The following is a 24,824-nucleotide window of genomic DNA, read 5'->3' as shown; positions in this document are numbered from 1 at the left end:
CTACCAGGGCAGCGGTTCGAGGTCGATGCCGACCAGCCGCCAGTCCAGCAGCGCCGCCAGCACCGGATGCGCCTCGCCCAGGGTCTGTCCCAGTCGCGCCAGCGCCGGGTCACGCTGCTTCTTGACCTCGTCGGAAGGCCCGGTCTCGCGCAGCACGATGGCCAGGTTCGCCTGGCAGACGAGCGTGTCGGCGTGGTCTTGGCCCTTGACGTCCCTGAGCCGTGCGAGGGTGTCGCGCTGCAGGCTCTTCGCACTGTCGAAATCGCCCAGATCGGCGTAGCCGTTGGCCACGTTGACCGCGCAGACGAGCCGGAGCGGATGATCCGCGCCGAGCCGCTCCGTGAAGAGGCCGAGAGTGCGCTCCCCGAGCACGCGGGCCTCGCCGAGATCACGGGTCCGGCGCAGGTAGATGGCCACGTTGTTGGCCGCGATCAGCGCGTACGGGTTGTCCACGCCGAGGCTGCGCTCGTACGTCTGGCGGACCTCCTCGGCCAGCACCCGGGCCGCGGCGGGATCCCCGGCGGCGTTCAGGTCACAGGCGAGGATGAGCTTGCAGGAGACCGCTTCCGGGGACTCCGCGCCGTACCGCTGCAGGTAACGGTCGTAGGTGGCCTGGGTGAGCTGCCTGGCCTCGCCCAGGCGGCCGGCCTTCCGCAGCGAGATCGCCAGGCTCTGGGCGGTGCGCAGGGTGTCGACCATGTCCTCGCCGAGCACGCGCTGGTAGCTCGCCAGGGTGACCCGCAGCATCTCCACGGACTTCTCGTACTCGCCGGCCTCCCGCACGTTCAGGGCGAGGTTGTTCTCCGAGAACAGCGTGAAGAAGTGATCCGTGCCGAGGACCGCGCGGCGCCGGTCCAGCGTCTCCCGGTCGAGCCGGAGCGCGCCCTGGAAGTCCCCCACGTGGCGCAGGGCGCACGCCAGGTTGTTGGCCGCCATGAGCGTGCGCGGGTGGTCGTCGAGGAAGAGCTCCCGGGTCTGCGCGAGGCTCTCCCGCTCCATCCGCAGGGACTCCTGGAGCTGGCCGAGCGCGCGCAGGTCGGCCGCCAGCCCGGCCGCGGTCATCAGCGTGTGCGGGTGCGGGTCGTCCAGCTTCTCGCGCTGGTCGGCGAGCACCGCGGAATCGAGGTCGCAGGCCTCCTGGTAACGGCCCTGCGACCGCATCACGTTGGCCATCTGGAAGCGCAGGTGCAGGGTCTGGCGGTCGTACGTGCCGAGCTTGCTGATCCAGCGTTCCTCCAGCCGCTGGCCGAGGGCCAGGGCCCGGTCGAACTCGCCGCGCTTCCAGAGGTAGCGGACACGGTCGATGAGCAGCTGGCGGGTCTCCTCCTCGTCGCAGCTGTCGGCGTTGGAGGGGGCGAGGTGCGGCCAGATCTCGTCGTAGCGCGGCCAGTTCCTGGCGTCGTCGGTGTCGCCCTCGCGGGGACGCGCGCCCAGCAGGATGCGGTGCACGTCGTGGACCGTGCGCTCCCGCTCGTCGTCGTCCATGCGGTCGCGCAGCACGGCCTGGACCAGGCGGTGCACCTGGACGCTGTTGTTCCGCTGGTCGACTTTCGCGAGGGCGAACCTGCTCAGGTCCCGGATCAGCCGGCCGATCATGATCTTCTCGCGCAGGGACGGGTCGTAGTCGACCAGGCAGCGGATCGTCTCGTCCCCGTACAGCATCGAGAGCGAGACCGGCTCCGCGGCGAAGAACGCGAGCAGTTCCAGCAGCCGGACCGCCGCCGGGGAACGCTGGCTCAGCCGGTTGAACGAGACGTTCCAGGTGATGAGGACCGGGACCGGGTAGGTGGGAGTGTCGCCGAGGGCGAGGGTGGCGGAGGGCTGGCTGGACAGCTGCTCGATGTACTCGTCCACCTTCATCCCGGTCTCCTGGAGCCAGGCGCCCGCCTGCTCGATGGCGAGCGGGAGGTCGCCCAGCGCCGCCGCGACCCGGTCCGCGTGCTCGTCGCTGAGGGTGGGCACCCGCCGCCGCAGATGCTCCAGGCTCTCCTCCCGGGTGAAGACGTCGATCTCCAGCGGCTCGGCGGCCTGCGACCAGATCGTGCTCCTGGAGGTGATCAGCACGTGCCCCGAGTTGCCGCGCGGGATGAAGTTCTCCAGGTCCCTCGGCTGGTCGGCGTTGTCGAAGATGAGCAGCCACCGCGAGTACGGCTCGCCGCGGCGCAGCGCCTCCCGGGCCGCCTGCGCCGCTTCGGCCACGTTGTCGCCCACCCGGATGCCCAGCCGGTACGCGAGCTCGGCCATCTCCCCGTTCAGCAGTTCGGGCTGTTCCGCCGAGATCCACCAGACCACGTCGTAGTCGGTCAGGTAGCGGTGCGCGTACTCGATCGCGAGCTGGGTCTTGCCGACGCCGCCCAGCCCGTGCAGCGCGTGTGGCACGCGGGCCTGGGTGACGACGGTCTGCGCGCCGCCGACGAGTTGGTCGCGCAGCCGCTGCAGGACCTCGGCGCGCCCGGTGAAGCTGGTGTTGCGGGTGGGCAGTTCCACCACGGCCGGCGGCGTGCCGGGGAATCTCGGCCCGCTCGGCTTCCCCGCCTCCACCGCCCGCTGCTCCGACCAGCCCAGCGCCCGCAGCAGCGCCCGGCGTGCCTGCGCCTCGTCCAGATGGACCAGGTCCACCATGGCCGGTCCCGCGTACGGCGCCTCCATCAGCACCTCGGCGACGCGGACCGGCACGAGCAGCCCCCGGGGCGAGTCGGCGCCGGGCGGACGCCGCGCCGACTCCGCGGCCGTGGACCGGAGATAGCCCGGGCTGAGCAGCGCCAGCGTGCGAGCCGGGCCGCCCGCCCGCCCGCCCGGCGTGTCCGCGCTGTGCACGCGCAGCCCCGCCTGGGTGAGCACGGAGCCGATCCAGTCCGCCCACAGGCGATCTTCAGGGATGTAGCTGAGGTGGATGTCGACCTGAGAATGCGGCCAGCGGCGGACGAACCGTTCCCGGTAGTTCAGCCGGATCTCCTCCGCCAGGGGTGGAAGCTTGGTGACACGCCCTTCCGTGATCACCTCGGCCAGGCGTTCGTACGAGGACACCAGCGAGGCCGGCGAGGCCGGCGTGTCCGCGAACGTCGCCAGAGTCTCCTCGTACGCGTAGTACGCCTTGTACGGCACCTCGACGCTGCCCCAGTACCGGTCCGCATCGTCACCGCCCAAACCGGTGGGGAACCGTGCGAACTGGGTGCGCGCGTACGCGCGTCCGGCGTCCAGTTTCTCCTTCTCCGCGTCGTCCACCCGCATCGGGACGGGCAGGATCCTGATCCTGCGGTCCGCGTAACGGCCGGCGATCTGGGTGGCGACGCCGGCGGCTCCCTCGATGCTCTGGTCGCTGAGGGTGAAGCAGGCGACCAGGACGTCGGGCAGGTGGACCGTGCAGATGTCGGCGATGTCGCTGAGTCCGGTCCTGCTGTCGATCAGGGCGTAGTCGTAGTCGGCCCTGATGTGGTCGCGCAGCGCGTCGAAGAACTGGCCGCCGCCGAGGCGCTCGTAGAAGTCGTCCCAGTCGAGGGTGGAGACCGAGGTGGAGTAGTCGCGATTCTGCGACCCGGCCGAGAGGAAGTCGATGGCCCCATCGCCGGGGAAATGGTCCCAGTCGATGGAGACCACGCTGGGGCTCACCCGGGCGTACTCGACGTGCCAGTCCTCGGGGCGCTCCTTGTCGCGGATCGCGGCCTCGCGGTACTCCGTGATCAGCTCGACCACGCCGGGCGTCCTGGCGATCTCGGTTCCGTCCAGGAACGGGCGGAAGAACTTGTGCAGTCCCGGCGATTCGAGGTCCCAGTCCACGACGAGGATCCGGAACCCGTTCGCGGCGAGGATCCACGCGGTGTTGGCGAGGGCCATCGTCCGGCCGGTGCCGCCCTTGAACGAGTAGAAGGTGACGATCCGGCCGTCGCGGCTTTCTGGCATCACGCCTCCCTGGGTTCGGCTGGATCGGTCGGGCACGCCGGTGCCAGCAGGTGAGGGCGGGGGCTGCCGGGGACCTTCGGCGGGAAGGCCGGCGCCTCCCTGATATAGGAGGCGCGCAGGGCCTGGATCACCTGGCGCAGGACGCTCTCGAACTGGGCGAGCCCGCTGATGCCGTGCAGGACGTCCTTGGCCGAGAGCCGGCCTTGGTGCGTCTTGACGGGGAACGCGCTCCCCAGGCCGCGCCGCAGTTCCTCGCCCGCCTCCAGCAACTGTTCGTCGTCGTCGTTCCACACGACCATGACGCCCACCCAGGCCTTGTTGCGGCGATCCAGCGCCTTCAGGAATTCGTGGCACCGGGCGTCGAGCGTGGCCCAGGGGTCCACGATGACCACCGCGGGGCACGGGCTCGCCTCGTCGGCGAGCAGGTCGCCCCGGTGGTCGTTGAGCGAGCCGACGTCCGGCTTGAACTGGAAGCTCCGGACGACCTCGGCGGCGCTGTCGGCCAGGGATCTGGAGCTGATCGCACGATAGGGGTGCCAGTCCGTCGCCGCGGGCCCGTAGAAGACCCGGTTGCGGCCGGTCGGCAGCGTACGGGCGTCCGGCGCGACCACCGTGATGCGGAAGATATCCGGCTGGAAAGGGCTCTTGATCGCGGCCAGGTCGCACGGTTCACGGGACGGAAGCCGGACTTCCTCCGCGAGGTTGATGACCCTTTTCGCGAGCGCGTCCACCGTCAGGTGGTATTCATCGCGCAGTCTGTTGATCCGCATGAGGCCGCGAATACCGTACTTCAGGTACTGCCAGCCGAGCGCCTCGTCTTTGAACTGGATATGACGGACGGCCTCGGGCAGTTCGAAGTCGGGCACCGGCACCCAGAAAGCCGGGACGATCGCCTCGGGCGGCGGGCGGTCGTCCGCGCCCGAGGCCCGCCTGCGCAGGTCGAACGCGGCCCATTCCTTGCCGCAGTATTCGCTGCTGAAGTAGCGCCGGGAGTAGAGCGGCACGAAGACCCGGCAGATCGCCAGTTGCATCGCCAGGCGCTCCTGCCAGGCGTCCCCGTTCCGCAGCCCGGTGTCCATGAACCCGACCGGAATTCCCGCGGGGAATTCGGTGTGGTGCAGGATTTCCTGGCACAGGTCTTCGAAGAACGTGGCCACGTCACGGTCGGGATTTACCCCGTTGTCCCGGCTGGGCGGCGTGTGCGCGTAGCTCAGAAAGAAATATGGGGGGTGCGTGTGTGACGTGTGTGATCCGGCCACCCGCACCTCCCGTAGACGCCTCGGTCACGGTCCTGTGGGTGCAAGGTTAAGCGGAAAAATGCGATTTGTGTGAAGCGCGTACGGCCCACTTGCCGGTGGCGCGTTTTGTAGTCAGCAATAGTCGGCGCCACACCACTCGTGCCCCACGGGGAGAACCAGCCACCCCTGGCTCACGCTTTCCTGAAGTTGGGGTTTAGGTTCGCCGACCAGGACCGATCGGCGAATCCATAAACACGATGATCGCACGCGAGATCAGATCGGCAGCTCGCCTCGCGGGCACCCCGCGGAACGGAACCATGATCTCAGGTATGTCGAATCGGCTGGCCTCAAATAGAGGAATTGAAGCTGGGCGATGTCTGATTCGATTCGTTGACCATGTCGGCGAGCTCGGCGAGCGAGATCTCCGCCGAGTTGACAAGAGAAGACTGAATGATAACTTTACTAGACACGAGAGATGACCTTTCCGAACGACGAAATGGGCACTTACCGGTAAGTGCCCGGACACGATGAGCTAACTCTATAGCCTCAGGCCGGAACGGTCATGCGACTGGGCGGCCTTCGGCGGGCGCGCCCAGGGGGCGCGGCGCAAATCCGTTGACGTCCGCTCAATTTGGCCATAATTGCACCAAATGCCGGGCCGGAGCAAAGCGTTACGCGCGCGCAAACCCTGGGGTCACAACTTTTCCGCGCGCGTACGCCGCGCCCTACACCTAGATAGAAGAATTGAAGGACGGCCGCGACTCCGGCCGTGACTCTTCCATCAGATTGGCGATCTCGGCGAAGGAGATCTCCGACAGATCGGGAATGCTGGACGAACAGACGGACACAGCTGACCACCTCATAGCGGAAGGGCGGGGAAGACCTGCTTTTCCATTCCGGACTTTGAGGGTCCGGCCTGTTATCCTTTTCGGTTTTACCCGCCGACCCTACACCCTCGCGAACTGCCCGGACCAGCGGTCTCAGGCTTCGGGAGCCTCGCCTTTCGCCTTGACGAGGATGCGGAGTTCCGCCACCGCCTTCGCGGCGCGGATCTTTTCCGAACCCTGGATGCCCATCGCGCCGATGACGGTGCCGTCGGCGAGGTCGAGGCGGGGCCAGGGGTCGGCGTCGGCGAGGGTGACGTCGAGGACCTCGGGCCATTCGTAGTGGTGGGTGCGCAGGACGTTGACGACGGTGAGGCCGTTCTCCTCGGCGACCACCCGGATGCGGCCGAGCAGGTGCAGCACCCAGGCGATCGCGCCGAAGAAGGCGACCATGCCGATGCGGTCGGGGGCCTTGAACTGCTCGGGGAGGATGATCGCCAGGATCAGGGAGCCCACGAGCATGAGCGCCGCGAGGCCGTACGCGACGAAGCGGGAACGGCGGGGGCGCCAGGTCAGGGGGAGGGCGGGCAGGGCTTCGGGCACGGTTGTGAGGTCACCAGGTGAGTCGGGGCGGGACCTCGCAACCGTACTGCACGGGGGTGGTGGTCAGGGGGTCAGGGCGCGGAGGAGGACGGCGGTCTCCAGGGCGGCGACGGTGGCTTCGTAGCCTTTGTCCTCATGGCTGCCGGGCAGGCCGGCCCTGTCCACGGCCTGGTGGACGCTGTCGCAGGTGAGGACGCCGTTGCCGACGGGGGTGGACTCGTCCAGGGCGATCCGGGTGAGGCCGGCGGTGACGGAGTCGCAGACGTAGTCGAAGTGGGCGGTCTTGCCGCGGATCACCGCGCCGAGGGCGACGACGGCGTCGTGGCGGCGGGCCAGGGCCTGGGCGACCACGGGGATCTCCAGGGAGCCGGCCACGCGGACCACCACAGCGGTGGCGCCGCAGTCCTTGGCGGCCTCCACGGCGCGGGCCACCAGCTGGTCGGTGATCCGCTCGTGCCAGCGGGCGGCGACGATGCCGACGGTGAGCCCGGCGGCGTCGACAGGCTGGGTCTCGGGGCGTCCTGCGCCACTCATCACTTCGCTCCAGGAATGTCGTGACCGAGGCGGTCCCGTTTGGCCGCCAGGTAGCTCTCGTTGTACGGGTTGGCCGCCACCGGCATCGGCTCCCGGCCCAGCACCTTGATGCCGTAACCGTCCATGCCGCGCATCTTGGCGGGGTTGTTGGTGAGCAGCCGGACGGATTTCACGCCGAGGTCGGCGAGGATCTGGCCGGCGTTGGAGAACTCCCGCGCGTCCACGGGGAGGCCGAGCTCCAGATTGGCGTCGACGGTGTCGCTGCCGTTGTCCTGGAGGCTGTAGGCGCGCAGCTTGGCCACCAGGCCGATGCCCCGGCCCTCGTGGCCGCGCAGGTAGACGATCACGCCGCGGCCCTCGGCGGCGATGGCGGCCATGGCGTGGTCGAGCTGCACGCCGCAGTCGCAGCGGAGCGAGCCGAGCACGTCGCCGGTGAGGCATTCGGAGTGGGCGCGGACCAGGACGTTCTCCCCGTCGGCGGCGAAGTCGTCCTCCGCGCCGTAGACGAGGGCCACGTGCTCGCCGCCGTCGATGGCGCTGGTGTAGCCGTACGCGCGCCACATGCCGTACCGGTTGGGGATGCGGGTCTCGGCGACGCGGGCGACCATGCGCTCGGTGCGGCGGCGGTGCTCGATGAGCTGCTCGATCGAGATCAGGGCCAGGTCGTGCTCGTCGGCGAACTCGCGCAGCCGGGGCAGCCGCGCCATGGTGCCGTCGTCGTTGACGACCTCGGCGAGCGCGCCCGCGGGGGTGAGCCCGGCCAGGCGGGCCAGGTCCACGGCGGCCTCGGTGTGGCCGGGGCGGACCAGCACGCCGCCGTCGCGGTAGCGCAGCGGGAAGATGTGGCCGGGGCGCACGAGCTCGTACGGCTCGGTCGCGGAGTCGCAGAGGGTGCGGATGGTGCGCGCCCGGTCGGCGGCCGAGATGCCGGTGGAGACGCCGTCCCTGGCGTCCACGCTGATCGTGTACGCGGTGCGCATGCGTTCCCGGTTGTCGTGCACCATCAGCGGCAGCCCCAGCCGGTCCAGGTCCGCGCCGGGCACGGCCACGCAGATCACCCCGCTGCTGTGCCGGATGGTGAACGCCAGCAGCTCGGGCGTGGCCTTGGAACCGGCGAAGATGAGGTCGCCCTCGTTCTCCCTGTTCTCGTTGTCGACGACCACGACCGGCTTGCCGTCGCGGATGTCCGCGATGGCGCGTTCGATCGGATCCAGCCTGATGGTCATTTCGCCACCGTTTCTTTCCTTGACCGGGTCATGAGCGGGTCACCAGCTTCTCGACGTACTTCGCGATGATGTCGACCTCGAGGTTGACCGGGTCGCCCGGCTGCTTGAAGCCGAGCGTGGTGAGGCCGAGCGTGGTGGGGATGAGGCTGACGGCGAAGCTCTGCTCGTCGACGGCGAAGACGGTGAGACTGACCCCGTCCACGGTGATCGAGCCCTTCTCGACCACGTAGCGGTTGAGCTCGGCGGGCAGCGACAGCCGGACGATCTCCCAGTGCTCGGCGGGCTCCCGGGTCAGGATGACTCCGGTGCCGTCCACGTGGCCCTGCACGATGTGGCCGCCCAGCCGCTGGTCGGCGCGGACCGCGCGCTCCAGGTTGACCCGCGAGCCCGGCATGAGCACGCCCAGGCAGGACCGGGTCAGGGTCTCCTTCATCACGTCGGCGGTGAACACCTCGCCGTTGGCGTCGACGACGGTCAGGCAGACGCCGTTGACCGCGATCGACTCGCCGTGCCGCGCGCCGGGCGTGACGGTCTTTCCGCGTACGGCCAGGCGGGCGGAGTCGCCCAGCTGCTCGATCTGTACGACTTCGCCGAGTTCCTCAACGATTCCCGTGAACACGTGTCTCCTTCGGGGGTGCCGGCCGGGCGACGAGACGCAGGTCCGGCCCAATAGGGGAAATTTCGTCAAATGTCAGTCGATGGGTTTCGGTGATGGTGGGGACTCCGGCCGGGCCGAGCGCCGCGGGGCCGGAACCCAGGAGCGCCGGGGCCAGGTAGCCGACCACCCGGTCCACCAGCCCGGCCCGCAGGAACGACCCGGCCACCACGGGGCCGCCCTCGATCAGCAGGCTCACCACCTGGCGGCGGCTCAGCTCGGCCAGCAGGGCGGTGAGGTCGAGCCCGCCGTCCGCGCGCGGCAGCCGTACCACGTCGGGGTGGGAGATCTCGGTGCCCTCCGCCACCGCGATCAGGGTGGGCGCGGCCGAGTCCAGGACGCGGGCGTGCGGCGGGGTCCGCCCGTCGCTGTCGAGCACCACCCGGAGCGGCGGCCTCCCCCGCGGCGGGCGCACGGTCAGCTGGGGGTCGTCGGCGAGCACGGTGCCGATCCCGGCCAGGATGGCGTCGTGCTCGGCACGCAGCCGGTGCACGTCCGCCCGCGCCTCCGGCGATGTGATCCACTTGCTGGTGCCGTCCTCGGCCGCCGACCGCCCGTCCAGCGTCGCCGCGAACTTCCACGTCACGTACGGCCGGCCCAGGCGCGTCCAGGTCAGCCAGGCCGCGTTGCCGTCCCCGGCCTCCTCGGCCAGCACGCCGGTCTCCACCCGGACGCCGTGCCGCCGGAGCCGGTCGGCGCCGCCGGAGGCGACGGGGTTGGGGTCGGCGACGGCGAGGACCACCCGGGCGACGCCCGCCTCGATGAGGGCCTGGCTGCACGGCCCGGTCCGCCCGGTGTGGTCGCAGGGCTCCAGCGTGACGTACGCGGTGCCGCCCCTGGCCCGGTCCCCGGCCGCGCGCAGGGCGTTGACCTCGGCGTGCGGGCCGCCCGCGTACTCGTGGAAGCCCTCGCCCGCCGGTTCGCCCGCCGCGTCCACGATCACGCAGCCGACGACGGGATTGGGGCTGGTCGTGCCGAGGCCAAGCGCGGCGAGCGCGACGGCACGCCGCATGTGAGTGATATCCGTCTGATCGGCCACCCCGGTCCTCTCCTCACCTGTGTCACCAGGCGGGCCCCGGGGGTGGCGACGGGTGCACGCCAGGTGCACTCCGTCAGCGGACGCCGGCCCCTCCCCGTAAACCGGGTAACGGCCAATCGCCCGCCAGCGCGCTGCCTCCCATCCGGACTTTCACCGTCGGTCCTGGAGTTTCACCAGGTCAACCGGCCGATGGCTTCGGCCGGGTCGCGGACTGTAACCGCCGGTTCGGAATTACACCGACCCCGGAGCACGCTTTGCTCGTCTTCCAGTGTGCCATGCCACCGCAAAACGCCGCGACCCGCTCCACCTGGTGGGACAAGCGAGCGCTTGGTCACATGCGGGAACGGCCCGCTCAGGCGGCCGTCATGGCGCGGGCGCGGCGGGCGTCCGGGCTGTAGCGGAGCTGGTCGGGGAGGAAGCGCAGGCCCTGGTGGAGGGTCTTCAGGGTCATCGTGGCCCACAGGTCGCCGACGGGGGTGGCGGGCAGGTGGTACAGGCGGCGGGCCCAGCGGGGCAGGGTGGCGAAGGCGAGGACCATGATCAGCGGGAAGGCGGGCTTGAGCGGGGTGAGCTTGAGGGGCAGGGGCGCGTTGAGGGACAGCCGGAGGGGGTGGACGGCCTCCGGGACCAGGTAGAGGCCGGGGCGCTGGGCTTCGATGTAGTCGCGCAGCTCGGCGACGCTGCCGGGCACGTCCCCGCGGCGCAGGCCGACGAGCTGGGCGGCGCGCCGCCACTCCGCGACGAAACGGTCGGCGTCCTCGTCGCTGAGCGGCACGCCCGCCCGCCGCGCCACCGACAGGTAGGAGTCCACCTCGCCCACGTGCACCCAGCGGAGCGCGTCCGGGTCGTCCAGGCGGTAGCGCTCCCCCGTGTCGGGGTCGAAGGCGGTCAGGCTGGCGTGGATGCGGCGCACCCGCCTGGCGGCCTTGGCCACTTCGGCGCGGGTGCCGTACGTGCGGACGCGGACGAACTCGGTGGTGCGGACGAAGCGGGACCAGGCCTCGGCGGGGTCCAGGAAGTCGGAGTTCTGCTGCACGCCGCGCATGGCACGCGGGTGCAGCCCCTGCATGAGCAGCGCGCGGAACCCGCCCACCAGCAGGATCGGCTCCCCCATGACCCGCCAGGTCACCGAACCGGGCCCGAAAATCCCGCAGTCCCCCATAAGTGTGTGCTTACCCCCTGCCGGAGGTGTCAAGCAAGACGGGCCAGCGCCCGCAGATCCCGTACGGCCTGGGCCGGGTCGTCGGCCGCGTAGACCGCGTTGCCCGCCACGAACACGTCCGCCCCCGCGGCGGCGCACCGCTCGATCGTCTCCGCCGACACGCCCCCGTCCACCTGGAGCCAGATCTCCCCGCCGTGCTTCTCGATCAGCGCCCGCGCCCTGGTCACCTTCGGCAGCACCACGTCCAGGAACCGCTGCCCCCCGAATCCGGGCTCCACGGTCATCAGCAGCAGCATGTCGATCTCCGGCAGCAGGTCCTCGTACACCTCCACCGAGGTGGCCGGGTTGAGCGCGAAGCCCGACCTGGCCCCCGCCTGCCGGATCGCCCGCAGCGTGCGCACCGGCGCCTTGGACGCCTCCGCGTGGATGGTCACGCTCCCGGCGCCGGCCTCCGCGTAACCCGGCGCCCACCGGTCCGGGTCCTCGATCATGAGGTGGCAGTCGATCGGGATCGGCGTGGCCCGCAGCAGTGCCTCCACCACCGGCAGCCCCAGCGTGAGGTTCGGCACGAAGTGGTTGTCCATGACGTCCACGTGCAGCCAGTCGGCCACCCCCTCCACCCGCGCCGCCTCCTCGGCGAGACGGGCGAAGTCGGCGGACAGGATGCTGGGCGAGATCTGTACGGCCATGACCGGCAATTCTAGAGGCCCGGCGTCCTACCCCTTCCTGAGCAGGGCCAGGAACATGGCGTCCGTGCCGTGCCGGTGCGGCCAGAACTGGGCGTACGGGCCGTCGCCGAGGTCCGGGACCTCCGGCAGGTACTCGCGGGCGTCCAGCGTCTCGGCCCGGCCGGCGAAGTCCGCCACCACGGCCCTGGTCTCGGCCAGATGGGGCGAGCAGGTGACGTAGGCGACGACGCCGCCGGGCCGTACCGCGTCCAGGGCGGAGCCGAGCAGGCGGCGCTGGAGGCCGGCCAGCTCGGGCATGCCGCTCGGGTCGCGCCGCCAGCGCGCCTCCGGGCGGCGGCGCAGCGCGCCCAGGCCGCTGCACGGCGCGTCCAGCAGCACCCGGTCGAACGCGCCGGGACGCCAGGCCGGCTCGACGCCGTCCGCGACGACGACCTTCGCCTCCTTGGTGGTCCGCCACACCAGCCGGGCCCGGTGCTCCTGCAGGTCGGCGGCGAGCACCCGGGCGCCGGTCTGCGCGGCCACCGCGTCCAGCAGCCCGGCCTTGCCGCCGGGGCCCGCGCACATGTCCAGCCAGCGGCCGTCCCGGTCCAGCGGCACCCGGGTCAGCGCGAGCGCCACCAGCTGGCTGGCCTCGTCCTGCACCGCCGCGCGAGCCTCCCCGACCGCGGCCAGCGATCCCGGATCCCCCTCGGTCAGATAGGCCCCGTACGGCGAGAACGCGGCGGGTTCCGCGCCCGCCGCGACCAGCTCGTCCACGGTCGCCCGGCCGGGACGGGCCACCAGGGCCACCCGGGGGCGTTCGTTGTCGGCCTCCAGCAGCGCGGCCGTCTCGGCGAAGTCGCCGCCGACCGCGTCCCGCAGCGCCGAGACGATCCAGGCCGGGTGGCTGTGCACGACCGACAGGTGGCCGACCGGGTCCTGGTCCGCCGGCGGGGCGACGATCGCCAGCCACTCCGCCAGCGAACGCCCGGCCACCTTGCGGAGCACGGCGTTGGCGTACTTGGACGGGCCCTCGCCGACGCGGAGCCGGACCAGGTCGATGGTGGCGCTGACGGCGGCGTGCGCCGGGATGCGGGTCTTGAGCAGCTGGTGCGCGCCCAGCCGGATCGCGTCCAGCAGCGGCGGGTCGACGTGCTCGGGGGCGCGGTCGCTGCACGCGGCCACGATCTCGTCGTAGGTGCCGAGCCCGCGCAGCGTGCCGTAGGCCAGCTCGGTCGCCAGCGCGGCGTCCCGGCCGGTGATGCCGCGCTGCCGGAGCATGACCGGCATCAGCAGGTTCGCGTACGCGTCCCGCTCGTCCACCGCGCGCATCAGGTCGTAGGCGGCGTTGCGCGCCTCGTCCCTGACCGGCTTGGGGCCCTTGGGGCCGCCGCCCGGCCGCCTGCCGCCCCGCCTGTCCGACCCCTGCCTCATCCCGGCCCGGTTTCCCGTCACTAGTTCAGCCGATCCTGCTCTGTGATGCGGACGCCGCGCGCCCAGTCTCCCGCCGGCATCTGCCGCTTGCCCTGTGGCCGTACCTCGCCGAGCTCGACCGGGTGACCGCCCGTGCCGGCGAGGACGGTGTTCTTGTTCACCCGGAGTTCCCCGGGGCCCAGCTTCTCCGCGTCTTTCTCCGCGTCCGGCGCGGTCCGCACGGGGCCGAGCTTGATGCGCTCGCCGCGGAACTCGGTCCACGCGCCGGGGGCGGGCGCGCAGGCCCGGATGAGCCGGTCCACCCGCATGGCGGGGGCCCGCCAGTCCACCCGCGCGGCCTCCACGGTGATCTTGGGGGCCAGGCTGACGCCGTCTCCCGGCTGCGGGCGGGCCTCCAGCGTGCCGTCCTCGACGCCGTCCAGGGTGGCGGCCAGCAGCCCGGCGCCCGACTCGGCGAGCCGGGCCAGCAGGTCGCCGCTGGTGTCGGCGGGCCGGATCTCCTCGGTGACCACGCCGAACACCGGCCCGGCGTCCAGCTCCCTGACGATGCGGAAGGTGGCCGCGCCGGTGATCTCGTCGCCGTGCAGGATGGCGTGCTGCACGGGGGCCGCGCCGCGCCAGGCGGGCAGCAGCGAGAAGTGCAGGTTGATCCAGCCGTGGGCGGGGATGTCCAGCGCCTCCTGCGGCAGCAGCGCGCCGTACGCGACGACCGGGCAGCAGTCCGGGGCGATCTCGCGCAGCCGGTCCAGGAACGCGGGGTCGCCCGCCTTCTCCGGCCGGAGCACCTCGATGCCCGACTCGGCGGCGAGTTCGGCGACCGGGCTGGGCCGCACCTTGCGCCCGCGGCCCGCCTCGGCGTCCGGCCGGGTGACCACGGCGGCGATCTCGTGCCGGGACGCCAGCAGGGCGCGGAGCGACGGCAGCGCGGTCTCGGGTGTGCCCGCGAAGACCAGCCTCAAGTCTGTCCTTTCGGAGATTTCGGTGCCGGGACCCGGCTAGACGGCGCGGCCCTGAGTGGCGTGCGGCGACAGCTTGACGACCGGCGCCGACATGCCGCTCCACTCCGCCTCGCGGATCGCCTTCATGGCCAGCTTGCGCTGCTTGACGTCCATGCGGTCGATGAACAGCACCCCGTTGAGGTGGTCGGTCTCGTGCTGGAAGCAGCGCGCCATCAGGTCGGTGCCCTCGAGCGTGACAGGGTCACCGTACATGTTGAAGCCCTTGGCCACCGCGCGGATGGCGCGCGGGGTCGGGAAGGACAGGCCGGGGAAGGACAGGCAGCCCTCCTCCCCCTCCTCGTCCAGCTCGGCGGAGAGGTCCAGGTCCGGGTTGATCAGGTGGCCCAGCTGATCGTCGATGTGGTAGGTGAACACCCGCAGGCCGACCCCGATCTGGGGCGCCGCCAGACCGGCCCCCGGCGCGTCCATCATCGTGTCGGTGAGGTCCTTGACGAGCTTGCGCAGCTCCTTGTCGAAGTCCACCACCGGCTCCGCGGGCGTGCGCAGGACGGGGTCGCCGAACAGGCGGATCGGCTGAATGGCCACCAGCGGGCTCCTCTTACCTAGGGATCACCCCAGTTTACGGGTCCTCGGGAGGCCCCCCCGCCTCACCGGGAGCGGGCCTTCATCGCGGTCTTGCGGGCCGCCTTGGCCACCACCACGTCCGGGTGGTGCTTGCCGAGCAGCTCCAGCACGGCCAGCGTGTCCGGGTGGTCGGCGGCGCCCATCTCGGGGACCAGGCTCAGTAAGTCCTCGCCGAGGATGTCCAGCTTGGCGGGCGAGTCCACGCGGGTGTTCAGGTAGAGCAGCGCGGCCAGCGTGTCCACGGCCACCCAGGCGCCGTCCCCGCCGCCGAGCGCGGGCGCCTCCAGGTCCCGGACGCCCAGCCAGGCCGCCGCGTACCTCCACATCATGGGCTCGTCCAGGGCCTCCCGTACGGCGGGCGCGGCCTCCGGGCCCAGCTCCTCCAGGATGGTCCCCGCCGTGCCGCGCTGGGCGGCGTTGCCGGACGCGGCGATCTTGATGAGGTCGCGGGCGGCCTCCTCGGGGACGCGCCGCTCCAGCCAGAGCGTGGCCGCGCTGGCGGAGGCGCGGCCCGCCAGCATGGCGTCCACGAGCTCGCCCGCGCTCAGCTCGGCCAGCCCTGCCACCTCGCTGAGCGAGGGCGCGTCGTGGCCCTCGCGGAGCAGGTCGCGGCGGACCGCCCAGACGCCCGGCGGGGTGAGCCTGACCAGGTCGCCCACGACCTCGATGAGGCCGCAGTAGCGGAGCAGGTCCATCGCCTCGGCCAGTTCGGCCGGCAGGGACACGCGCAGCCGGCGCAGCTCGGCCGGGCGGGCCTCGCAACCGACCTCGTGCGCCTGGAGGATGCCGGAGGCCAGCGCGGTGAAGGCCATGCCGTCCCGGACCGAGTACATGGTGGCCAGGATCTCGGTCAGGTGCTCGTCGATCACGGCGGAGCCGGTCAGCCCGTCGGGGGTGTCGGTGCGGTCCAGCACGTCCATGACGACGCCGTCCCAGAACTCCATCGGGTCGGCGCAGCCGGGGCCGGGCCGCGCGCCCGCCTTGGTGATCTCGATCAGGCGGCCGTTCACGGCGACCACCCAGAGCAGGCCCAGCCGGGCCGGGGTCAGACCGAGCGCTCCGGCCGCCGCGGCGGCGTCGGCCTCGGTGAGCATCGACGCCTCGGTCACCTCGCGGGTTCCGGTCCAGGCCGCCAGCCGGTGCGCGTCGCGCACCAGGGGCACCGCGAGCACGATGGCCGCAAGCTCGTCGTCGAGCGCCAGCTCGACCGGCGGGAATGTGAGCACGTCGTTGTCGAGGATCCCAGAACCAGGCATCTCTGCAACTTACTCCACAGGAGTTACCTGATGCCCCGCGAACGTGCCTTGAAGGCGGCCTTCCTCGCCGCTTTCGCGGCCGTCTCGTCCGGCAGGGTCTGCCCGAGCAGCTCCAGCACCTCGACCAGATCGGGGTGCTCCACCCGCCACAGGTCCTCGATCACCTCGGGCGCGGGCCCGGACGCGCCCATGTTCTCGGCGAAGCGCTCCGGGTCGGCCTCGGCCGCCGGGATGGCCAGGGCGAGCATGTCCACGGTCACCCACAACATCTCGGCCTCGGTCAGCGGCGGCGCCTCCAGGCCGCGCGAGGAGAGCCAGTGGATGGCGTGCGGGCGCAGCTCCGGATCGCCGAGCCGGCCGCGCACGGACGACTCCGCGTCCCGGCCGAGCCGGTCCACGATGGTCACCGCGACGCCGCGCACCTGGGCGGGCGCGCCGGCGACGGCGGACAGCAGCTCCCCGGCCGCGTCGGCGGGGCTGCGCGCGTCCAGCCAGCGGTCCACGTCCCGCTCGGCGGCCTCGTCGGCGAGCCCCTCCTGGAGCAGCCCGGCGATCAGCGCGCCGGCGTCCCCGGCGGCCAGGTCGGCGGCGACGGGGGCGTCCAGGCCGAGTTCGTCGTACATCTCGCGCAGGCCCCACTGGCCGTGCTCGGTGAGGGCCAGGCCGCCGGGGGTGAGCCGGACGGTGCCCGCGTAGGACAGGGCGGCCAGCGCGGCCGGCAGGTCCTCCACCAGGCCGCCGTCGGCCACCTCGCGCAGGTAGTCGGCCACCTGGTCGAGCGGGACCGGCTCCCGGACCCGGTAGAGCAGGTCGTGGATGGAGTAGATGGAGTTGTCCACGGCGGCCTCGCCGGTGACCTCGCGGGCCTCCTCGCCGAGGAACTCGACGGTGCCGATCCACAGGTCGAGCACCTCTTCGGGGGCCCGGTCGGCCAGGACCCGGAAGGCCTCCTCCTTGACGACGGCGGTGCCGGCCAGGTCGGCCAGGCCGAGCTCCAGGGCCAGCCGCCAGGCCAGCGCGGGCCTGGCGACGCCCAGCTCCTGCGTGATCCGGCGGGCGTCCTTGACCCGCAGCGCCTTGCGGACCGTGGTGGTGCCGCCGTGGTCGGCCAGCCAGGCGGTGACCGTGTGCGCGTCGCGGAGCAGCGGCACCTCGCGGGCGGCGGCCACGACCTCGGCGACCGGGGCCAGGCGCACGGCCGGGAGGGGGGCGCAGCCGGGGCAGTCGCACTCCTCGTCGAGGGTGGCCGTGTCCCTGACCGTCTCGGCGGTGGCGCCCTGCACCGGGAGCGGGTGGCCCAGCTCCAGGGAGTCGGCGCCGATGGCGCTGAAGATGCTCTTGGCCATGCCGTACTTGCTGGTGTCGGCGAGGGCGGCGGGCATCTCGGGGCCGATGCGGTCGATGGTGGCGCGCATCCGGGCGGCCACCTTGGTGGCGATCTCGCCGGTCCCGACCAGGAACTCGACCAGGGTCCTGGCGGCGGCCACGGTCTCGGGGGCGGTCTCCGGCGGGGCGATCACCTTGCGCGGGTAGATCTCCAGCAGGAGTTCCTCGAACGTGCCCGGCCTGAAGTCGCCGAGCTCGTTGACCTCCAGGTAGTCGCTGGCGTAGTCGCACAGCAACCGCACCTCGTCGACGTCGACGTCGACGCTGTTCGCACTGCCCCACGCGCGGAGACCGTCGATGGCCCGGTTCACCCATTCGATCGACACAGGGAGACGCTAACGGGTTACTGACCGCATCGCGAATCGGCGCGAACCTCCTGCGCGGCGTGTGACCGATGGGCCTGCTGGTCCCTCAGATCAGCTCCAGCGGGTCCACCTGCACCCGCACCAGGTCGGCCTTGCGGGCCGAGCGCACGCCCTCGGCGCCCTTGAGCAGCCGGGCCAGTTCCGCGCCGCCCGCGCGCGGGACGCGGATCATGGCACGTTCCTGCTCGCCCTCCACCGGGACCGGGCCGAGCACGCCCGCCTGGGCCGGCAGGACCAGGGTGCCGAGCATCTCGCGGACGGCCGCGGGCGACCCGGTGAGGGTGGCCATCCGGGTGGCCGGGGGGAAGCCGAGCTCGGCGCGGTCGCCCAGCTCGCGTTCGGCGTGGGTGACCGGGTCCCAGCGCAGCAGCGCCTGGACGACCGGCAGGCCGCCGTCGGCCAGCACCACCACCTCGGCGCCCGGCCGGACCAGGGCGGCGGCGTTCAGCCAGCGGCGCAGGGTCTCCTCGGCGGCGCGCAGGTCGGGGCGGCCGAGCAGGGCCCAGCCGTCCAGCAGCACGGCCGCCGCGTAGCCGCCGTCCGGCACCGGCTCCGCGCCGGGCGTGGCCACCACCAGGGCGGGGGCGGAGCCGACCGTGGCCTGCACGCCGTCCCGGCCCGAGGTGGTGACGCGGACCGAGGCGAAGGCGCGCCCCAGTTCCTCGGCCGTACGGCGGGAGCCGACCACGCTGGCCCGGACCCGGACGCCGCCGCAGGCCGGGCAGCGCCACTCCCCCGCGATCCGGCCGCACCACCGGCAGTACGGCATCGCGTGCCCCCCGCGCAGCGCCAGCGGCCCCGAGCACGGCCCCGGCGGCGTCGCCGCGGCGCACCGGGCGGCGGCGCGGCAGTGCTGGCAGGCGAGCGCCGGGAGGTAGCCCCGGCGCGGCACCTGGACGAGCACGGGCCCGTGCGCCAGGCCCTGCTTGAGCGCCCGCCAGGCCAGGCTGGGGAGCCGGGCGGCGCGCGCGGCCTCGTCCCTGGCGAGTTCCGCGTCCTCGCCCGCGGGGCGCACCCGGGGGGCGCGGGCGCGGACGGTGTCCCGGCCGGCGATGAGGGGTTTGGCCCAGCCGCTCGCGATGAGCTGCGCGGCCTCGGCGGTCATCGCGTACCCGCCGATCAGCAGGCCCGCCTCGGCGTGGTGCGCGCGCAGCGCCAGGATCTCCCTCGCGTGCGGGTACGGCGCGAGCCGCTCGGCGTGCAGATCGTCCCCGTCGTCCCAGAGCACGGCCAGGCCCAGGTCCCGCAGCGGCGCGAACGCCACCGCCCGGGTGCCGATCACCGCGCGGACCTCGCCGCGCAGCACCCGGAGCCAGCGCCGGTACCGCTCCGCCGGGCCCAGGTCGGCGGTGAGCGCCACATGCTCGCCCGCCGTGCCGTCGGAGGTGCCGCGCTTCCTGACGCCCGCGCTCTCGACGCCGGTGAGCGCGCGGTCGAGCAGCGCCACGTCCTTGCCGTCGGGCAGCACCACCAGCGCGCCCCTGCCGCCCGCCAGGGCGGCCCGGACGGCCTCGGCGACGGCGGCGGGCCAGGACGGGCCGTCCTCGCCGGTGCCGGGCAGCGCGCACCAGACGGCGCGGGGAGAACGGCCCTCGCGCAGCGCGGTGAGGAAGGATTCGCCGATCGGGTAGCCGGCCCACGCGTGCCCCGCCGGGGGCGTCTCAAGCCCGGGTACACGCTCCGCGGGCGGTTCCGCCTCGGCCTTGGCGTGGCGCGGCGGCACGGCCAGGCGGAGCACGTCGGACATGGTTCCCGCGTACCGGTCGGCGACCGCGCGGGCGAGGGCGGCGATCTCCGGGGTCAGCACGGGCTCCGGCGAGACCACCCGGTCCAGGAAGAGCAGCGTGCCCTCGTGCTCGCTCGCGGCGGCCCGCTCCAGCAGGAACCCGTCGGTGAGCTTCCCGGCGAAGCGCACCCGCACCCGGCACCCGGCCACCGCGTCCTCGTGCATCGACGCCGGGACCAGGTAGTCGAACGGGCGGTCCAGGTGCGGCAGCGGGGAATCCACCAGGATCCGGGCGACCGGCCGGTCGCCCGCCTGTTCGGGGGCGCCCTTCGCGGGACTCCTGCGCTTCTCGGGCAGCGCGATCAGCGCCTCCTGCGAGGCCCCCCGGGGCTCAGTCACGCCCCCGTCCTACCAGATCACGGGGACGGCGCCCAACTCGCGCGGGACGCCGTCCGCTCATGGATCCCGGATGTCCGGTCAGGACAGGCCGGCGGCCTGGCGCAGGGCGTCGGCGCGGTCGGTCGACTCCCAGGAGACGCCCTCGCGGCCGAAGTGGCCGTACGCGGCGGTCTCGGAGTAGATCGGGCGGAGCAGGTCCAGGTCGCGGATGATCGCGGCCGGGCGGAGGTCGAAGACCTGGAGCACGGCTTCCTGGATCTTGTCCACGGCGGCCTTCTCGGTGCCGAAGGTCTCCACGAAGACGCCGACCGGCTGAGCCTTGCCGATCGCGTACGCCACCTGGACCTCGGCGCGGTCGGCCAGGCCGGCGGCGACGATGTTCTTGGCCACCCAGCGCATCGCGTAGGCCGCGGAGCGGTCCACCTTGGACGGGTCCTTGCCGGAGAAGGCGCCGCCGCCGTGGCGGGCCATGCCGCCGTAGGTGTCGACGATGATCTTCCGTCCGGTGAGGCCGGCGTCGCCCATCGGGCCGCCGATCTCGAACCGGCCGGTCGGGTTGACCAGCAGGCGGTAGCCCGTGACGTCCAGCTCCAGGTCGGCCAGGACCGGCTCGACCACGTGCTCGCGGATGTCCGGGGTCAGCATCTCCTTGAGGTCGATCTCCGGGGCGTGCTGGGTGGAGACCACGACCGTGTCGAGGCGGACCGGGCGGTCCCCGTCGTACTCGATGGTGACCTGGGTCTTGCCGTCGGGGCGCAGGTAGGGCACGGTGCCGTTCTTGCGGACCTCGGACAGGCGCTTGGCCATCTTGTGCGCGAGCGTGATCGGCAGCGGCATCAGCTCGGGGGTCTCGCGGCAGGCGTAGCCGAACATGAGGCCCTGGTCGCCCGCGCCCTGACGGTCGAGCTCGTCGGCCGTCTCGCCCTCGCGCGCCTCGTACGCGTCGTCGACGCCCTGGGCGATGTCGGGCGACTGCGCGCCGATGGACACCGAGACGCCGCAGGAGGCGCCGTCGAAGCCCTTGTGCGAGGCGTCGTAGCCGATCTCGAGGATCTTCTCGCGGATGACGCCGGGGATGTCGACATAGGTCTCGGTCGTCACCTCACCCGCGACGTGGACCTGACCGGTGGTGATCATCGTCTCGACGGCGACACGGCTCTTGGGATCGTCCTTGAGCATTGCGTCGAGGATCGCGTCACTGATCTGGTCGGCGATCTTGTCGGGGTGACCCTCGGTCACCGACTCGGAGGTGAACAGGCGACGGGACAACTCGTGGCTCCTATGCAGCGGCTGCTGGCGTCTGAAATTGGCTTCGCCGAGTGTAGCCCTACCGGGCTTGGCGTCGCGAAACTGACTCAAATCTACAAGTCGGGGAGGGGGTCGCGCGGCAGATCACCGGGCGCGAACGCCTCCGCGTCGGCCGCGCCGACGACCGCGACGTACTCCTCGTCCACTTCGAAGACCATGCCGCCGAACTCGATCGTGGGGCCGCCCGAGAACTCGACCGGGCCCAGGCGCGTACGGCGCGGGTGGACCGCCCACACCGACGCGGGCTCGGAGCGGTCGAACATCTTGGTGGCCAGCACGGTGATGGACCGGTCCGTGATGACGATCATGAATCCGGCCACGCCCGGGGCGCTCACCGACTGGGCCGGGAAGACGTAACGGAGGTCCTCGCCGATCGGCAGCAAAGCCCGGCAGCGCGCTCGGACCGCTGCGGTCACCGGCATGGTCGTCTGCTCCTTCGCGTGCCCTCTGCGGTTCGCTTGCCCGGGGTCGGCCTGGAATCACCCGGCGGGGGGAATCCAGCGGTGCACGTGGCCCGTCCGGAGCGGCCGGTGCGTCCGAACCGGGGGCCTAATCCCTGTTTGTCCCGGCGAGGCCGCCGTTACACCAGGCGCGCCGCTACCAGATCCCACACTATGCCCGCCAGATCCTCTTTTGGCCCACGCGGGATCTCGACCGGGTCACCGTCCGCGATCAGAACGGTCGCGGCGTTGTCGGGGCGGCCGAACGCCAGATTCTCTCCGACCTGGTTGACGACCAGCAGGTCACAGCCCTTGCGGGCGAGCTTCGCCCGCCCGTTGGCGAGCACGTCGTCGGTCTCCGCCGCGAACCCGACGAGCACCTCCGCGTACGGCTTGCCGTCCTGCCGCCGCTCCCTGCGGACCTCCCCCAGTTCCGCAAGAATGTCCGGATTTTTCGTGAGATAGATGGGGTCGGGGTCGTCCGACGTCTTCTTGATCTTCGTGGTGGCCCGGCTGACCGGGCGGAAGTCCGCCACCGCCGCGGCCATCACCACGACGTCCGCCTCCCCGGCCGCCGCCAGCACCGCGTCCCGCAGCTGGACCGCGGACTCGACCCGGACCACGCGCGCCCCGGCGGGGTCGGGCAGCCCGACGTTGGCGGCCACCAGCGTGACCTCCGCGCCGCGCGCCAGCGCGGTACGGGCCAGCGCGTACCCCTGCAAGCCGGACGAGCGGTTCCCGATGAAGCGGACCGGGTCGATGGCCTCGCGCGTCCCACCGGCCGAGATCACCACCCGTCGCCCGGCGAGATCGCCCTTCGCGCCCCGGAGGACGTCCTGGCAGGTCCTGAAGATGTCGGCGGGGTCGGGCAGCCGTCCCTTGCCGGTGTCGGCCCCGGTCAGGCGGCCCTCGGCGGGCTCGATCACGATCGTCCCGCGTTCCCGCAGGGTGGCCACGTTGGCCTGGGTGGCCGGGTGCTCCCACATCTCGGTGTGCATGGCCGGCGCGAACACCACCGGGCAGCGGGCCGTCAGCAGGGTGTTCGTCAGCAGGTCGTTGGCCAGGCCGTGCGCGGCCCTGGCGAGGAGGTCCGCCGTGGCGGGCGCCACGACCACGAGATCGGCCTGCTTCCCGATGCGGACGTGCGGGACCTCTTCGACCGCGTCCCAGACCTCGGCGCTCACCGGCTTCCCGGACAGCGCTGCCCAGGTCGGCTCCCCCACGAACTTCAGCGCCTCCCGGGTCGGCACCACCCGGACGTCGTGGCCCGACTCGGTGAACAGCCGCAACAGCTCGCACGCCTTGTACGCGGCGATCCCCCCGCCGACCCCGAGAACAACCCGCGGTTTCATTCCGCCCGCCCGCCGAGAGACTTCGTCATAGACCGAACGCTCTCACACGACTCACTCACCCCGGCAATCCCGTCCCCGGCCGGACGACCGGACCTCATGACGCGGAGACGCCACCACGGTCCCGGAGCCGGCCGGCACCGGAGCGGCGCGGGATCGGCCCAGGCATGACGAAAGCCTCCCCCGCGTGCGCGACAGCGACATCGGGAGAGGCGCGTCCGGCCCTCGATCGGCCCTCGATCGGCCGTGGATCGCCCTTGGTCAGCCCTCGATCGGCTCGGAGGTGAGCAGGCCCTCGCTGACCTCGCGGAGGGCGATGGAGAGGGGCTTCTCCTGGGCGTGGGTCTCGACGAGCGGCCCGACGTACTCCAGCAGGCCCTCGCCCAGCTGGGAGTAGTACGCGTTGATCTGGCGGGCCCGCTTGGCGCCCATGATGACGAGGCTGTACTTGCTGTCGACCACGTCGAGGAGCGCGTCGATGGACGGGTTGGTGATGCCTTCGGAGTAGGCCGCGCTGGTGGTCACGTCGTGATTCCCCTGGCTAGTTGTCAGCTTCAGCCATCAAGGCTATCAGTGCCTGGCACACGTCCTGGACCGATGTGTTGACCAGGGTGAGGTCGAACTCCTTCTCGGCGGCCATCTCGATCAGCCCGGCCTCGAGGCGGCGGGCGATGACGTCCGGGGGTTCGGTGCCCCGGCCGCGCAGGCGGCGTTCGAGTTCCTCCCAGGAGGGCGGGGCGAGGAAGACGAGCAGGGCCTCGGCCATGCTGGCCCGGACCTGGCGGGCGCCCTGGAGGTCGATCTCCAGCAGGGTGGGGGTGCCGGCGGCGAGGCGGTCCAGGACGGCGGCGCGCGGCGTGCCGTACCGGTTGCCCGCGAACTCGGCCCACTCCAGGAGTTCGCCCGACTCGATCAGGCGGTCGAACTCGGCGTCGTCGGCGAAGAAGTACTCGACGCCGTGGGTCTCGCCGGGGCGGGGCTTCCTGGTGGTCACCGAGACCGACAGCCACACCTCGGGGTGTGCCCGCCGGAGCTCGGCGACGACCGTGGACTTGCCCACACCGGACGGTCCCGACAGGACCGTCAGGCGGGTTTGAGGCATGGAGTCACCGTAACGTGTCCCGGACCCGCCGGATGTGGCGGCCTTGTGGGCCTGACTGCCTTCAGGCCAGGACGAGCCGGTCACTCAATGCCCCCCGTGTCGCAAGTTCGGTCACCCTGAGGATCATGCCCGCAGGATGACCGACAGCGTACGCCTAGCCTTCGGCGCCGCCGAACTCGCGCTCCAGGGAGGCGCGCTGGTTGGCGCCGAGGCCCCGCACGCGGCGGGATTCGGCGATACCAAGACGTTCCATCAGCTGCTTGGCGCGGACCTTGCCCACGCCAGGGAGCGACTCCAGCAGAGCCGAGACCTTCATCTTGCCGATGACGTCGTCGGTCTGCCCATCCTTCAGCACCTCGGCCAGAGAAACCGCGCCATGCTTGAGCCGGTTCTTGACCTCAGCACGCTCCTTGCGGGCCTTGGCAGCCTTCTCAAGTGCTGCGGCGCGCTGCTCGGGGGTCAGGGGAGGAAGAGCCACGCCGGGTCACCTCGAATTTCTGTCGATGTACTCGGACGGGATGGGAAAGTAGCTGGTCTTTGCCCCATCAGGCAACGTCAAGACCTATTTCTGTCCTCACAAAGTCAAATAAACTACTCTGGGTAATCGCGATCTAACGGAACGTCTAC

21 protein-coding genes and 1 riboswitch are annotated in these 24,824 nt (G+C 72.0%); all 21 genes read right to left on the bottom strand.

Annotated elements, in window-relative coordinates:
* The 21 genes from fxsT to mihF all read right to left on the bottom strand — a co-directional run bounded on the left by fxsT (position 1) and on the right by mihF (position 24,675).
* Positions 1–3,900 (bottom strand): FxSxx-COOH system tetratricopeptide repeat protein, encoded by a 3,900-nt coding sequence (gene fxsT, locus Aph01nite_RS07170; RefSeq protein WP_204039958.1) that lies wholly within the window; start codon positions 3,898–3,900, stop codon positions 1–3.
* Positions 3,900–5,159, bottom strand: coding sequence for a TIR-like protein FxsC (locus Aph01nite_RS07165; protein WP_239161453.1), 1,260 nt, complete (start codon positions 5,157–5,159; stop codon positions 3,900–3,902). The genes fxsT and Aph01nite_RS07165 overlap by 1 nt, the downstream gene beginning before the upstream one ends.
* A 959-nt stretch (positions 5,160–6,118) precedes the next feature.
* Entirely contained in the window at positions 6,119–6,565 is a 447-nt protein-coding gene (locus tag Aph01nite_RS07160; protein ID WP_239161452.1) for a PH domain-containing protein, read from the bottom strand.
* Positions 6,566–6,628: 63 nt separating this feature from the next.
* Complete coding sequence (gene ribH / locus Aph01nite_RS07155; RefSeq protein ID WP_204039956.1) at positions 6,629–7,099, bottom strand: 6,7-dimethyl-8-ribityllumazine synthase; 471 nt, start codon at positions 7,097–7,099, stop codon at positions 6,629–6,631.
* Positions 7,099–8,325: a bifunctional 3,4-dihydroxy-2-butanone-4-phosphate synthase/GTP cyclohydrolase II gene (locus Aph01nite_RS07150; protein ID WP_204039955.1), complete on the bottom strand. Its 1,227-nt coding sequence runs from the start codon at positions 8,323–8,325 to the stop codon at positions 7,099–7,101. Before Aph01nite_RS07150 ends, ribH begins: the two co-directional genes overlap by 1 nt.
* Before the next feature lie 28 nt (positions 8,326–8,353).
* The gene (locus Aph01nite_RS07145; protein WP_204039954.1) at positions 8,354–8,944 is read right to left on the bottom strand and encodes a riboflavin synthase; all 591 of its coding nucleotides are present in this window, start codon (positions 8,942–8,944) and stop codon (positions 8,354–8,356) included.
* On the bottom strand, positions 8,925–10,019 hold the full coding sequence (gene ribD, locus Aph01nite_RS07140) for a bifunctional diaminohydroxyphosphoribosylaminopyrimidine deaminase/5-amino-6-(5-phosphoribosylamino)uracil reductase RibD (RefSeq protein ID WP_373872267.1): 1,095 nt from the start codon (positions 10,017–10,019) through the stop codon (positions 8,925–8,927). The genes Aph01nite_RS07145 and ribD overlap by 20 nt, the downstream gene beginning before the upstream one ends.
* Positions 10,020–10,143: 124 nt before the next feature.
* A riboswitch (FMN riboswitch) is annotated at positions 10,144–10,274 on the bottom strand.
* 97 nt (positions 10,275–10,371) lie between these two features.
* Positions 10,372–11,133 carry an oxygenase MpaB family protein gene (locus Aph01nite_RS07135; protein ID WP_239161451.1) on the bottom strand — a complete coding sequence of 254 codons (762 nt, stop codon included), beginning with the start codon at positions 11,131–11,133 and terminating at the stop codon, positions 10,372–10,374.
* 77 nt (positions 11,134–11,210) lie between these two features.
* Positions 11,211–11,870, bottom strand: a complete 660-nt coding sequence (rpe, locus tag Aph01nite_RS07130; RefSeq protein WP_204039951.1) for a ribulose-phosphate 3-epimerase — start codon at positions 11,868–11,870, stop codon at positions 11,211–11,213.
* Between the two features lie 27 nt (positions 11,871–11,897).
* Positions 11,898–13,283 (bottom strand): RsmB/NOP family class I SAM-dependent RNA methyltransferase, encoded by a 1,386-nt coding sequence (locus Aph01nite_RS07125; RefSeq protein WP_204039950.1) that lies wholly within the window; start codon positions 13,281–13,283, stop codon positions 11,898–11,900.
* 20 nt (positions 13,284–13,303) lie between these two features.
* A complete protein-coding gene (gene fmt / locus Aph01nite_RS07120; RefSeq protein ID WP_204039949.1) occupies positions 13,304–14,242 on the bottom strand; it encodes a methionyl-tRNA formyltransferase in 939 nt (312 codons plus the stop codon).
* A gap of 36 nt (positions 14,243–14,278) precedes the next feature.
* Positions 14,279–14,827, bottom strand: a complete 549-nt coding sequence (gene def, locus Aph01nite_RS07115) for a peptide deformylase (RefSeq protein ID WP_204039948.1) — start codon at positions 14,825–14,827, stop codon at positions 14,279–14,281.
* A 62-nt stretch (positions 14,828–14,889) separates the two neighbouring features.
* On the bottom strand, positions 14,890–16,122 hold the full coding sequence (locus Aph01nite_RS07110) for a hypothetical protein (protein ID WP_204039947.1): 1,233 nt from the start codon (positions 16,120–16,122) through the stop codon (positions 14,890–14,892).
* A gap of 23 nt (positions 16,123–16,145) precedes the next feature.
* Positions 16,146–17,834, bottom strand: coding sequence for a hypothetical protein (locus Aph01nite_RS07105; RefSeq protein WP_239161450.1), 1,689 nt, complete (start codon positions 17,832–17,834; stop codon positions 16,146–16,148).
* Positions 17,835–17,919: 85 nt separating this feature from the next.
* Entirely contained in the window at positions 17,920–19,998 is a 2,079-nt protein-coding gene (locus Aph01nite_RS07100) for a primosomal protein N' (RefSeq protein WP_204039946.1), read from the bottom strand.
* A 78-nt stretch (positions 19,999–20,076) separates the two neighbouring features.
* Positions 20,077–21,267, bottom strand: a complete 1,191-nt coding sequence (gene metK, locus Aph01nite_RS07095) for a methionine adenosyltransferase (RefSeq protein ID WP_204039945.1) — start codon at positions 21,265–21,267, stop codon at positions 20,077–20,079.
* Positions 21,268–21,359: 92 nt separating this feature from the next.
* On the bottom strand, positions 21,360–21,728 hold the full coding sequence (locus Aph01nite_RS07090; RefSeq protein ID WP_204039944.1) for a hypothetical protein: 369 nt from the start codon (positions 21,726–21,728) through the stop codon (positions 21,360–21,362).
* A gap of 158 nt (positions 21,729–21,886) precedes the next feature.
* Positions 21,887–23,098 carry a bifunctional phosphopantothenoylcysteine decarboxylase/phosphopantothenate--cysteine ligase CoaBC gene (coaBC, locus tag Aph01nite_RS07085; protein ID WP_204039943.1) on the bottom strand — a complete coding sequence of 404 codons (1,212 nt, stop codon included), beginning with the start codon at positions 23,096–23,098 and terminating at the stop codon, positions 21,887–21,889.
* A 258-nt stretch (positions 23,099–23,356) separates the two neighbouring features.
* Positions 23,357–23,620 carry a DNA-directed RNA polymerase subunit omega gene (gene rpoZ / locus Aph01nite_RS07080; protein ID WP_155335393.1) on the bottom strand — a complete coding sequence of 88 codons (264 nt, stop codon included), beginning with the start codon at positions 23,618–23,620 and terminating at the stop codon, positions 23,357–23,359.
* A 16-nt stretch (positions 23,621–23,636) separates the two neighbouring features.
* The gene (gmk, locus tag Aph01nite_RS07075) at positions 23,637–24,197 is read right to left on the bottom strand and encodes a guanylate kinase (protein WP_204039942.1); all 561 of its coding nucleotides are present in this window, start codon (positions 24,195–24,197) and stop codon (positions 23,637–23,639) included.
* Positions 24,198–24,351: 154 nt separating this feature from the next.
* Positions 24,352–24,675 carry an integration host factor, actinobacterial type gene (gene mihF / locus Aph01nite_RS07070; protein ID WP_155335391.1) on the bottom strand — a complete coding sequence of 108 codons (324 nt, stop codon included), beginning with the start codon at positions 24,673–24,675 and terminating at the stop codon, positions 24,352–24,354.
* Positions 24,676–24,824 lie beyond the last annotated feature (149 nt).

The organism is Acrocarpospora phusangensis, assembly GCF_016862995.1.
In the GTDB taxonomy this organism is placed as follows: Bacteria; Actinomycetota; Actinomycetes; order Streptosporangiales; family Streptosporangiaceae; genus Acrocarpospora; species Acrocarpospora phusangensis.
This window is presented reverse-complemented; position numbering and strand designations above follow the sequence as displayed.

What these genes read in the sequence shown, in the direction of transcription:
- fxsT (WP_204039958.1), bottom strand. Translation starts at nt 3,900, where the DNA reads ATGCCAGAAAGCCGCGACGGCCGGATCGTCACCTTCTACTCGTTCAAG.
- ribH (WP_204039956.1), bottom strand. Translation starts at nt 7,099, where the DNA reads ATGAGTGGCGCAGGACGCCCCGAGACCCAGCCTGTCGACGCCGCCGGG.
- Aph01nite_RS07150 (WP_204039955.1), bottom strand. Translation starts at nt 8,325, where the DNA reads ATGACCATCAGGCTGGATCCGATCGAACGCGCCATCGCGGACATCCGC.
- Aph01nite_RS07135 (WP_239161451.1), bottom strand. Translation starts at nt 11,133, where the DNA reads ATGGGGGAGCCGATCCTGCTGGTGGGCGGGTTCCGCGCGCTGCTCATG.
- rpe (WP_204039951.1), bottom strand. Translation starts at nt 11,870, where the DNA reads ATGGCCGTACAGATCTCGCCCAGCATCCTGTCCGCCGACTTCGCCCGT.
- Aph01nite_RS07125 (WP_204039950.1), bottom strand. Translation starts at nt 13,283, where the DNA reads ATGAGGCAGGGGTCGGACAGGCGGGGCGGCAGGCGGCCGGGCGGCGGC.
- Aph01nite_RS07110 (WP_204039947.1), bottom strand. Translation starts at nt 16,122, where the DNA reads ATGCCTGGTTCTGGGATCCTCGACAACGACGTGCTCACATTCCCGCCG.
- Aph01nite_RS07090 (WP_204039944.1), bottom strand. Translation starts at nt 21,728, where the DNA reads ATGCCGGTGACCGCAGCGGTCCGAGCGCGCTGCCGGGCTTTGCTGCCG.
- coaBC (WP_204039943.1), bottom strand. Translation starts at nt 23,098, where the DNA reads ATGAAACCGCGGGTTGTTCTCGGGGTCGGCGGGGGGATCGCCGCGTAC.
- gmk (WP_204039942.1), bottom strand. Translation starts at nt 24,197, where the DNA reads ATGCCTCAAACCCGCCTGACGGTCCTGTCGGGACCGTCCGGTGTGGGC.